This is a genomic window from Aquirufa sp. A-Brett2-15D, from assembly GCF_054558735.1.
This window is the reverse complement of sequence record NZ_JBSKFT010000001.1, coordinates 433,869-445,125: the sequence shown is the minus strand read 5'-3', so window position 1 is coordinate 445,125 and position 11,257 is coordinate 433,869. Positions and strand designations below refer to the sequence as shown.

Here is an 11,257-nt window from a genome sequence, read left to right as displayed (position 1 = left end):
TGTGCTAAATTTTTTGAGTATAATCTAAATTAACCTTTATGAATCAAATTGTTTACTTAGTTCCTGCTTTTGGTATAGTGGGATTGCTGTACACAGCATGGAAATTTAACTGGGTGTCTAAACAGGATGCTGGTAACGAAAAAATGCAGGAGTTGGCTGGTTATATCGCTGATGGTGCGATTGCCTTCTTAAAAGCAGAATGGAAAATTTTGACTTATTTCGCTATTCCTACGGCTATTCTTTTAGCTTGGTTAGGTACTCAAGAAGGAACTCCGGAAAATCCGATTCATTCCTCTCCTTTAATTGCAGTTGCTTTTTTAATCGGTGCTGTATTTTCAGCAACGGCTGGTTATATCGGTATGATCGTCGCTACAAAGGCGAACGTTCGTACGGCTGAAGCCGCTAGAACTTCTTTAGCTAAAGCTTTGAATGTTTCTTTTACTGGTGGATCCGTGATGGGAATGGGAGTTGCTGGTTTAGCTATTTTAGGTCTTGGTGGCTTGTTCATTGCTTTCTATCAATATTTTGCTGAAGGCAAAGCTTTGACATCAATGGAGATGAGAACGGCAATCGAGGTATTAGCTGGTTTCTCCTTAGGAGCTGAGTCTATTGCTTTATTTGCTCGTGTGGGTGGTGGTATTTATACGAAAGCAGCCGACGTAGGTGCTGACTTAGTAGGTAAAGTAGAAGCAGGTATTCCTGAAGATGATGTACGTAATCCGGCTACTATTGCGGATAACGTGGGTGATAACGTAGGTGATGTGGCCGGTATGGGTGCTGATTTATTTGGTTCTTATGTAGCTACAATCCTTGCAACGATGGTTTTAGGCCAAGAAATTTCTGTGGCAGATAATTATGGCGGCTTCTCCCCTGTTTTATTACCAATGTTAATTGCAGGTGTAGGTTTAATTGCCTCTTTAGTAAGTACGTTCTTTGTTCGTATATCTAGCGAAACAGCCTCTGTTCAAAATGCGTTAAACGTAGGTAATTATACGTCTATTGCTATCACATTCGTGACATCTTATTTCTTAGTAAAGAATATCTTACCTGATTCTTTAACGCTTCGTGGTACTACATTTACTTCGATGGATGTCTTCTATGCAATTATTGTAGGTCTAGTTGTGGGAACTTTAATGTCCATCATTACGGAATATTATACTGCAATGGGAAAACGTCCTGTGGATTCAATTGTTCAAAAATCAGGTACTGGTCATGCAACTAACATTATTGGTGGTTTAGCGGTAGGTATGGAATCCACGGTATTGCCTATTTTAGTTTTAGCGGCTGGTATTATCGGTTCTTACCACTTTGCTGGTATATATGGTGTTTCCATTGCTGCAGCTGGTATGATGGCTACAACAGCTATGCAATTAGCTATTGACGCTTTTGGTCCTATTGCTGATAATGCGGGTGGTATCGCTGAAATGGCTCAATTGCCTTCGGAAGTTCGTGAGCGTACAGATAATTTAGATGCAGTAGGTAACACTACAGCGGCTACAGGTAAAGGTTTTGCGATTGCGTCTGCAGCCTTGACTTCATTAGCCTTGTTTGGCGCTTTCGTAGGCATATCTGGCATTACAGCTATTGATATTTATAAAGCGAATGTATTAGCAGGTTTATTCGTTGGAGGAATGATTCCATTCATATTCTCTGCCTTATGTATTTCTGCGGTAGGTAAAGCGGCAATGGAAATGGTGAACGAAGTTCGTCGTCAGTTCCGTGAGATCCCAGGTATCATGGAATACAAAGCAAAACCAGAATATGAAAAATGTGTAGCTATCTCCACAGAGGCTTCTATTCGTCAAATGATTCTTCCAGGTGCTATCGCTCTTACTGTTCCAGTAATTGTTGGTTTCACTATGGGACCTGAAGTTTTAGGAGGTTTATTAGCCGGTGTAACTGTTTCAGGTGTATTGATGGGTATTTTCCAATCAAACGCAGGTGGAGCTTGGGATAACGCTAAGAAATCATTTGAGAAAGGTGTATTGATTGATGGTCAAACTTATAAGAAAGGTTCTGAGCCTCACAAGGCTGCTGTAACAGGTGACACGGTGGGTGATCCTTTCAAAGATACCTCAGGTCCTTCTATGAACATTTTGATTAAATTGATGTCAATCGTATCCTTAGTTATTGCACCTTACATTCACGTAGGTGATAGTAATCATGCAGCGAAGATCGAAAAGGCTCCTATTGTTAAGTCGATAGTAGCTAAGAAATAATCCTTATTCACAAGGCATAAAAAAAGCCCCGCAATTGCGGGGCTTTTTCTTTATCTATCAATCTGGATTTCCTTTAAGAAATTAAGCAGTTATTTTACCTCTTAATGCTCTTGGGATTTCGATTGTTGCTACGGGATTAGATATTGGATTTAAGATCTCACATCCTTCTACCTGTAATTTGTTTACTTTAACTGTTTGACCTAAGTCCAAACCAGAAATATCAATTGTTACGAAATCAGGAATATTTTCTGCTTGACCACGTAAAGTAACTTTACGTAATTTTTGCACCATTTTACCCCCTTTGATAACGCCTGGAGAATTTCCAACTACTTTAATAGGTACAGCAATTTTGATTGCTTTACCTTTTTGAATTTCTAAGAAGTCTACGTGGTAGATCATCTCGTTCACTGGGTGAAACTGTGAATCTTGTAAGATAGCACGGTATTTCGTACCCTCAATGTTTAATTCAACTTCGTACACATCCGCAGAATATAATAATTCACGGAAAAGGATCATTGGAACAGCGAAATGAACTTGCTCAGAACCACCGTACAATACACATGGTGCTAAAGCTTCGTTGCGTAAATCATTCGCGCTCTTCGTACCGAGATTCGCTCTTTTAAACCCTACAATCTCTAATTTTTTCATCTTGTTTTTGTTAATGCTTCTAGTCTTTCGCACAAAGGCTATCCCCTAGAACCGGTTGAAATTAATATTTAATAAATAATGAACTGATAGATTCGTGATCACGGATACGTCCGATCGCCTTCGCAAAAAGCTCAGCTACCGAAAGAATCTTTATTTTGTCACAAGCTTGTTTAGAAGGAATTGTATCAGTCACTAATAATTCCGTTAAAACAGAATTAGAAATGTTTTCATACGCTTTTCCTGATAAAACCGGGTGGGTGACAACCGCCCTTACTGAATTTGCTCCTTTATCCATAATTAATTGAGCCGCTTTACACAAAGTACCTCCGGTATCAATTAAGTCATCGACTAATATCACATCTGAACCTTTCACGTCTCCAATTAATTGCATGGAGGCAATTTCATTAGCACGTTTACGGTGCTTATCGCAAATAACCATCTCCGCATTGAAGAATTTAGCCATGTTGCGTGTACGAACAACACCTCCCACATCGGGTGATGCGAAAAGGATGTTTTCTAAATTTAAAGACTTTAAATAGGGAACAAAGATGGCATTACCTTCTAGGTGATCTACCGGGAAGTCCATGAATCCTTGGATTTGGCCAGCATGTAAGTCTATCGTCATTAGACGATCAGCTCCTGCTGCTGTTAATAAATTACCTATCAATTTTGCTCCAATACCTACACGTGGACGATCTTTACGATCTTGACGTGAATACCCAAAGTAAGGAATAACAGCTGTTACATAATGTGCAGATGCACGTCTAGCGGCATCGATCATTAACAATAACTCCATTAAATTATCCGCCGATGGGAAGGTAGACTGAATAATAAATACATCGCAACCACGTACGGATTCATCAAAACTGGGTGACATTTCACCGTCTGAGAACTTTAAAGTAGTTACAGCGCCCAAATCTTTTCCATAGAACTTAGCAATATCTTTCGCTAAATAATTAGAAGCAGAACCAGAAAATATTTTAACTGCGTTAATCGCTGCCATGTGTTTTTGAGAGGGCTTATTTTTTTAATAAAGGGCAAAATTAATCAATTTTGCCCCAATTTCAAATTATTTTACGGAAGCACGGATGATATTTAAGGCACCACCTGCTTTGAACCATTCAATTTGTTGTTCATTATATGTATGGTTTACAGCAAAACTGTCTGTGCTACCATTTGAGTGAACTAACTCTATAGTCAAGGATTTTTCTGGAGCAAAGCTTCCTAAACCTATAATATTGATAGAATCATCTTCTTGAATTTTATCATAATCAGCTTCATTGGTAAAGGTTAAGGCTAACATACCCTGCTTTTTTAAATTTGTTTCGTGTATACGAGCGAATGACTTGACTAAAACGGCACGAACACCTAAGTGACGTGGTTCCATTGCTGCGTGCTCGCGAGATGATCCTTCACCGTAGTTGGTATCCCCTACCACAATAGTTCCTACACCCGCTGCTTTGTAGGCACGTTGTGTAGCAGGAACTGGACCATATTCTCCTGTTAAAGCGTTCTTCACGTTATCTGTCTTCTCATTGAAGAAGTTAAGCGCCCCTATTAACATGTTATTAGAGATATTATCTAAGTGACCACGGTATTTTAACCAAGGACCTGCCATTGAAATATGATCCGTAGTACATTTACCTTTGGCCTTTATCAATAATTTTAACCCTTTTAAATCAGATCCTTCCCATGCTGAGAATGGATCTAATAATTGTAAACGATCGGAAGTAGCAGAAACTTTTACTTCAACGCCTGAACCGTCTTCCGCTGGAGCTTGATAGCCAGCATCTTCAGCAGCGAATCCTAATTTCGGTAATTCATCTCCTGTAGGAGCGTCTAATTTAACTTGTTCGCCTTTATCATTTGTTAAGGTATCCGTTAAGGGGTTGAAGGTAAGATCACCTGCGATCGCTAAGGCAGTCACCATTTCTGGAGATGCTACGAAAGCAAACGTGTTAGGGTTACCATCTGCACGCTTTGCAAAGTTTCTATTGAAAGAGTGAACAATTGTATTCTTTTCTCCTTTTTCTGCACCCGGGCGAGCCCATTGTCCTATACAGGGTCCACACGCATTAGAGAATACGGTAGCACCAATGGAATCAAATGTCGCGATGAAACCATCCCGCTCGATCGTATAACGAACTAATTCAGAACCAGGAGTAATCGTAAATTGAGCTTTTGTTTTTAATCCTTTCGCAGCTACTTGTTTTGCCAAAGATGCTGCACGTGCGATGTCTTCGTAAGATGAGTTCGTACATGATCCGATTAAACCCACCTCTACTTTCGTAGGCCAGCCGTTTTTCTCAGCCATTTCTTTCATCTTAGAAATAGGCGTAGCTAAATCTGGAGTGAAAGGACCATTCAAGTGTGGCTCTAAGGTATCTAAATCAATTTCGATTACTTGATCGAAGTATTTTTCTGGGTTAGCATATACTTCAGGATCAGCTGTTAAGTGCTCTTTTACTCCATTAGCTAAAGCTGCCACATCTGCACGACCGGTGGACTCTAAATAACGAGCCATGGACGCATCATAACCAAACGTAGATGTCGTGGCACCGATTTCCGCACCCATATTACAAATGGTTCCTTTACCTGTACAAGACATGGATGTCGCACCTTCGCCAAAATATTCAACCACGGCACCAGTTCCACCTTTTACCGTTAAGATTCCAGCGACCTTAAGGATAACATCTTTAGCAGATGTCCAACCATTTAATTTACCAGTTAATTTAACACCAATCAATTTAGGGAACTTTAATTCCCAAGCTAAACCTGCCATAACATCGCAAGCATCAGCTCCACCCACTCCGATGGCGATCATTCCTAAACCACCCGCATTAACTGTGTGTGAATCAGTTCCAATCATCATGCCACCTGGAAAAGCGTAATTTTCTAATACGACTTGGTGAATGATACCTGCACCTGGTTTCCAGAAACCGATACCATATTTGTCTGAAACAGACGATAAGAAGTCGTAAACTTCTTTATTTTTATCTACTGCTACTTTTAAATCGGTAGTAGAGGCTACTTTTGCTTCAATTAAGTGATCACAATGCACTGTAGAAGGAACGGCCACCTGTGGGCGTCCTGCTTGCATGAATTGTAATAAGGCCATTTGAGCTGTTGCATCTTGCATAGCCACACGGTCAGGTGCAAAATCTACATAAGAAGCACCTCTTGCATAAGCAGTAGAGGCTGTGCCTTCCCATAAATGGCTATATAGAATTTTCTCCGTTAATGTAAGCGGTTTACCTGTTAACGCACGAGCAGCAGCAATGCGCGCCGGCATGCGATCGTAAACAGCTTTAATCATTTCAATGTCAAAGGCCATGGTAATATTGTTTGGTAAAAAATGTTCACAAAATTAATAGATTAGCTTCAATTTTGCCACTATTTGTAGGATAACATTTCCTTTGTTAAGTAATTATTAAGAACTTTGTTTTAATGCTTGATTTTATCTATTTTAAATAGCACTATTTTTACATTTTAATATATCATCCGCTTGAACTTTTTGAAAATATTCCTTTTGATTGGATGTTTTTTTCATTTTTCACAGAATGAAATTCAAGCGCAATCTCTTGTTCCAGCCTCCGTTTTAGATAAAGCTTTGCGTTTAGCGGAAGACCACGGAAAAGCTATAGGCTCTTTTAAAATGAGAGTTAAAGTTCAAGAGAAAGCTCGTTTTAATCAGGTAGTGGGGATAGCCCGCAAACGATTAGCCGCTAAAGAAGGAATTCAAATGGGTCAATGGTATGGCAATCAGACCATATCAGAAGTTCAAGTGGGTCATCTCAACCAAATTATACATGGTATTGAATCGGTTCAAACTTTTCACAAGAAATATGCGAAACCTACTTTGTTTCTTTGGCCTGATTTATACCAGGATTATGTGGGGACATCTTGTGTATCACCGCTAAGCTACCAAGCTAAAACATACTATCATTTTAATTTTAAAGGCGATACCCTAGTAGAAGGTAAAACCTGTCTGCAATTTCAGGTAGAGCCTAAATTAAGGCGAGATCACTTATTTAAAGGAACACTTACGATAGATGAAGCGGGTTGGCTTGTACGATTTGAAGGGGCCGTTTTTGCTGATGCTATTGACTATCAATTTGATCTAATTAATCAGTCTTTTCAGGGAAAATGGATTCCTAAAAAGGGTAAAATTCGACTAGTAGCAGGATTATTGGGTAGTGATGGGGAATATATTTGGGAGCAAGAAACTGTAGGATCACCGGAAGAGTGGACTTTTGATACTGCGCTTTTTTCTGAACCATCCCAATCAACGGAAACATTAAATATTTCAGCAGTCGCTTTTGATGAAACGTTTGCAAATCAGTTTTTGACTAATCTTCATGGTTCATTATTGAGAAAATGGAAGCAAAGGCCCACCTCTAATTTATTGATGATTGATTCGGTTTACTATAAAGGAATGAATAAGGGTACAAGCCTAGATCCATCCTTTTTTACGAATGATCCTAATTTAAAAACTAAAGAGGTAGCGATTGATAGTTTTAGCGTAACACCCTTTAATCCGTCTCAATTAATACTGAGTAAATCCTTTTTCTTTGGTCAGTTTAAAAAGGATTTTTATCCTTTTGAGATATACTATAAGTCGCCTGTGTTTGATTCGAATTTCAATACGGTAGAAGGTTTTGTGGCTAACTCAGGGCTTGTGTTTCGGAAACGGTGGTCACGCTATCATCTGTTAGAGGCAGAGGTTTTAGGCCGTAGAGCCTTTGGCATAAATCGTAATTCTGGTTTAGTTAAATTGCGCTATCGAGCTGATTCATTTGATTTATTACTAACTAATGGGGACTTTGTTGCTCAATATAATCCCGAGAATACGATTTCTCCAGAGATGAATTCCTTATCTACTTTGTTATTGAAAAATAATCAAATGAAGATTTACAGGTCAAAATTCACCTCTTTAAACTTTACCAAGCGTTTTTCTGCTCGCTTCTTCTTGAAATCAATGTTGGAATATTCGGAGCGAAGTCAAATGGATAATACGACTGATTATTATTGGATTAATTTTTTAAATCGGGAATACCAACCTAATAATCCTACTAATTTAGAATATAGAACGGTCGGATTTGCTACCCATAAATCATTCATAACACAATTACAACTAGGTTTTAGACCTTTGTTGACTCAAAGTTATCGAGCTAATACTCGCTTAACAGATTGGGGATCTTCTCCCCTTTTATTAGCTAAATACCGGGCAGGATGGAAGGATGTGAACGGATCTAGCACTGACTTTAATCAAGTGGAGATTTCGTATTTACATAATATTGAACTAAACCCTTGGATTAAAATGGGACTCTTGGTTAATGCCGGAACATTCTTTGGGAATAAACCAGCGTATTTTATAGATTTTAAACACTATAACGGGAGCTTAAATTTGATACAAGCAGGCGAAATGTTAGCCTCTGAACGTTTAGTCGGTTATTATCAAAATTTAACGAATGGGTCTAATCAACGTCTAAATGTGAATCACTATGCTAACTCGACAGCCGGATCTTATGTAGAAGCCTTAAGCTTTTTCCAGTTTTCTAATCTGTGGTTAAAGCCGCTAATAGGAATGAAAAAGTTATATGTTAAAGAGGTTTTAATAGCCAATGTGAATTATGTCCAAAATCAAAATTTACTGTATAATGAAATAGGTTATGGCTTAGATGGTGTTTTTAAAATATTGCGATTAGAAGCAATCGCGAATTTTATCAATGGTGAATTTAGTTACATTGGTTTTAGAGTGAATATTAATTCTCGGGTTCGAATCGGAAATATTCCGGATTAATATTTTTTTTTGCCTTTCGGCAATTTTTAACTCTTTGTTAAATTTAGAGCCCTTATATTTGGACTCGTTTTAAGAATTTCATTATTTAACCAGCATAATGGCAAAAAATTTAGTCATCGTCGAGTCTCCAGCGAAAGCAAAGACCATAGAAGGATATTTGGGGAAGGATTTCGTGGTGAAGTCTTCTTTTGGTCACGTACGAGATTTGCCTATAAAGGGTGATAAAGCCATTGATGTAGATAATGACTTCGCTCCTACTTATGTAGTTTCAGCAGATAAGACTAAAGTCATTTCTGAGTTAAAAAGTCTAGCGAAATCAGCGGAAGAAGTTTGGTTAGCAACGGATGATGACCGCGAGGGAGAGGCGATTTCTTGGCATTTAAAAGAGGCATTAGGATTAAAAGATAATGCGAAACGTATCGTCTTTCGCGAGATTACTAAACCAGCCATATTATTAGCTATTACGCAACCTAGGACCATTGATATGGACTTAGTGAATGCTCAGCAGGCTCGTCGAATTATGGATCGCTTAATTGGATTTGAGTTATCTCCGGTGCTTTGGTCTAAAGTTCAAAAAGGCTTATCGGCAGGTCGTGTACAATCTGTAGCGGTACGATTAATTGTAGAGCGAGAGCGTGAAATTGAAAATCATGAGTCGATTGCCACGTTTAAAGTGGTGGCTCATTTTGACTTACCAGGAAAAAAAGTACTGAAGGCAGAATTATCGAAAGCATTTGCCAAAGAAAATGACGCTTTAGACTTCCTTAAAAGATGTGTTGGCGCTGCTTTCAGTATCAAGAGTTTAGAAACTAAGCCGGCTAAAAAGTCCCCAGCCCCTCCATTTACAACATCTACATTACAGCAAGAAGCTTCGCGTAAATTAGGTTTTGCGGTCGCTACTACGATGTCTGTGGCTCAGAAATTATACGAATCTGGTCGAATTACTTATATGCGTACCGATTCAACCATGTTATCTCAGGAAGCAAGGGATAAGGCGAAAGCAGAGATTGAATCATCCTATGGTGCTAAATTCCATTATGGCCGTCAGTTTAAAACTAAATCTGAAAACGCGCAAGAGGCCCACGAAGCCATTCGTCCGACGGATTTTGCTAATCATAGTATATCAGGCGATGCACGCGAGAAGCGTTTGTATGAATTAATTTGGAAGCGCGCGATTGCGTCCCAAATGGCAGATGCCTTAATCGAGCGTACCACTGCTCTAATAGACATTTCTACGACTCCTGAGCTTTTATCTGCACAAGGGGAAGTGATTGCTTTTGAAGGATTTTTAAAGGCTTATTTAGAAGGCAAGGATGAGGACGAGGAGGATGAGAACAAAGATATGTTGCCTCCTTTGAATGTAGGTCAAGTATTAGATTTAGATGAAATGAAAGCTCAGGAGCGCTTTTCCCGCGCTTCTCCACGTTATACGGAGGCGAGTTTAGTGAAGGCTTTGGAAGAAAAAGGTATCGGTCGACCATCTACTTATGCCCCTACAATTTCCACCATCATTAAGCGTGCTTATGTGGTAAAGGAAGATCGGCCAGGAAGAGAGCGTGAGTTCCAAACCTGGGTTCTTTCCAATAACGAGATTGCAGGCACCAAGGCAACTGAAATTGTAGGAACCGAGAAATCTAAGCTTTTCCCTACGCACATCGGTACCTTAGTAACAGACTTCTTAGTTGAGAATTTTGAAAACGTGGTCGATTATACGTTTACTGCGGAGATGGAGGATGAATTTGATAACATCGCTAAAGGTAAATTAGAGTGGACGACTTTAATGAAGAATTTCTATAAGTCTTTCCACCAAACCATTGAGGATTCGAAATCCATCAACCGTAGTACTGTAGGTGGCGGTCGTGAATTAGGAGTTGATCCTAAAACAGGTCGTTTAGTTTCTGTTCGTTTAGGTAAATTTGGTCCTTTTGTACAATTAGGTGAATCGTCTGAAGAAGAAAAACCTGTCTTTGCGAATTTAACTAAGTCACAAACCGTGAGCACATTAACGTTTGAAGAGGCTTTGGCTTTATTCGAACGACCTAAATTACCTCGTGAAGTCGGTATCCATGAGGATATGCCCGTGATTATCGGTGCAGGTAAGCTAGGACCTTATATTAAATACGATGGTAAGTTCACGAGCTTACCAGATACACATGATCCGTTTACGATTGAAATGGATCAAGCTATTGCGGTGATTGCTCAAGCACTAAAAGATGCGGAAGCGGGAGGATTAGGTTATTTTGAGGATTCCTTAATCGAGACAGGAAAAGGTCGTTTCGGCCCTTATGTGAAGCATAATGGTAAATATTATTCCTTAGCTAAAACAGATAATTTAGCCACGATCGATCAAGAACGTGCGATTGAATTAATTGAAGCAAAGCGTAAAGTAGAGGCGAATAAGTTTATCAAGGAATTTGCTGAAAATGAGACGGTTAAAGTTGTAAATGGAATGTATGGCCCCTATATCCAAATCGGAAAACGCAATGTGAAGATTCCGAAAGGAACAGAACCTGCTGATTTAACATTAGAGGAGTGTTTAGCTTTAGGCGATGCCGCTCCTGCACCTAAGAAAGCACGTAAAAAATAA

The 11,257-nt window shown here is 39.2% G+C and carries 6 protein-coding genes; 3 read left to right on the top strand and 3 right to left on the bottom strand.

Annotated elements, in window-relative coordinates; all coding sequences use genetic code 11:
* The first annotated feature begins 38 nt into the window (after nucleotides 1-38).
* Nucleotides 39-2,219, top strand: coding sequence for a sodium-translocating pyrophosphatase (locus ACST14_RS02020; RefSeq protein WP_459460046.1), 2,181 nt, complete (start codon nucleotides 39-41; stop codon nucleotides 2,217-2,219).
* A gap of 81 nt (nucleotides 2,220-2,300) precedes the next feature.
* Here ACST14_RS02020 and ACST14_RS02015 read toward each other — a convergent pair whose 3' ends face one another.
* From ACST14_RS02015 to ACST14_RS02005, 3 genes are all read right to left on the bottom strand, one after another.
* Nucleotides 2,301-2,867: a 50S ribosomal protein L25/general stress protein Ctc gene (locus tag ACST14_RS02015; RefSeq protein WP_459460044.1), complete on the bottom strand. Its 567-nt coding sequence runs from the start codon at nucleotides 2,865-2,867 to the stop codon at nucleotides 2,301-2,303.
* Between the two features lie 61 nt (nucleotides 2,868-2,928).
* Nucleotides 2,929-3,870: a ribose-phosphate pyrophosphokinase gene (locus ACST14_RS02010; protein WP_459460042.1), complete on the bottom strand. Its 942-nt coding sequence runs from the start codon at nucleotides 3,868-3,870 to the stop codon at nucleotides 2,929-2,931.
* Nucleotides 3,871-3,936: 66 nt separating this feature from the next.
* Entirely contained in the window at nucleotides 3,937-6,201 is a 2,265-nt protein-coding gene (locus tag ACST14_RS02005) for an aconitate hydratase (protein ID WP_459460040.1), read from the bottom strand.
* Nucleotides 6,202-6,381: 180 nt separating this feature from the next.
* On the opposite strand from ACST14_RS02005, the gene ACST14_RS02000 reads away from it, so the two are divergent.
* Both ACST14_RS02000 and topA read left to right on the top strand, forming a co-directional pair.
* Nucleotides 6,382-8,670, top strand: coding sequence for a DUF5686 family protein (locus ACST14_RS02000; protein WP_459460038.1), 2,289 nt, complete (start codon nucleotides 6,382-6,384; stop codon nucleotides 8,668-8,670).
* Between the two features lie 97 nt (nucleotides 8,671-8,767).
* A complete protein-coding gene (topA, locus tag ACST14_RS01995) occupies nucleotides 8,768-11,257 on the top strand; it encodes a type I DNA topoisomerase (RefSeq protein WP_459460036.1) in 2,490 nt (829 codons plus the stop codon).

Bases quoted from the DNA above. Each gene is read 5' to 3' on its own strand.
- ACST14_RS02020 (WP_459460046.1), top strand. From the start codon at position 39: ATGAATCAAATTGTTTACTTAGTTCCTGCTTTTGGTATAGTGGGATTG.
- ACST14_RS02015 (WP_459460044.1), bottom strand. From the start codon at position 2,867: ATGAAAAAATTAGAGATTGTAGGGTTTAAAAGAGCGAATCTCGGTACG.
- ACST14_RS02010 (WP_459460042.1), bottom strand. From the start codon at position 3,870: ATGGCAGCGATTAACGCAGTTAAAATATTTTCTGGTTCTGCTTCTAAT.
- ACST14_RS02005 (WP_459460040.1), bottom strand. From the start codon at position 6,201: ATGGCCTTTGACATTGAAATGATTAAAGCTGTTTACGATCGCATGCCG.
- topA (WP_459460036.1), top strand. From the start codon at position 8,768: ATGGCAAAAAATTTAGTCATCGTCGAGTCTCCAGCGAAAGCAAAGACC.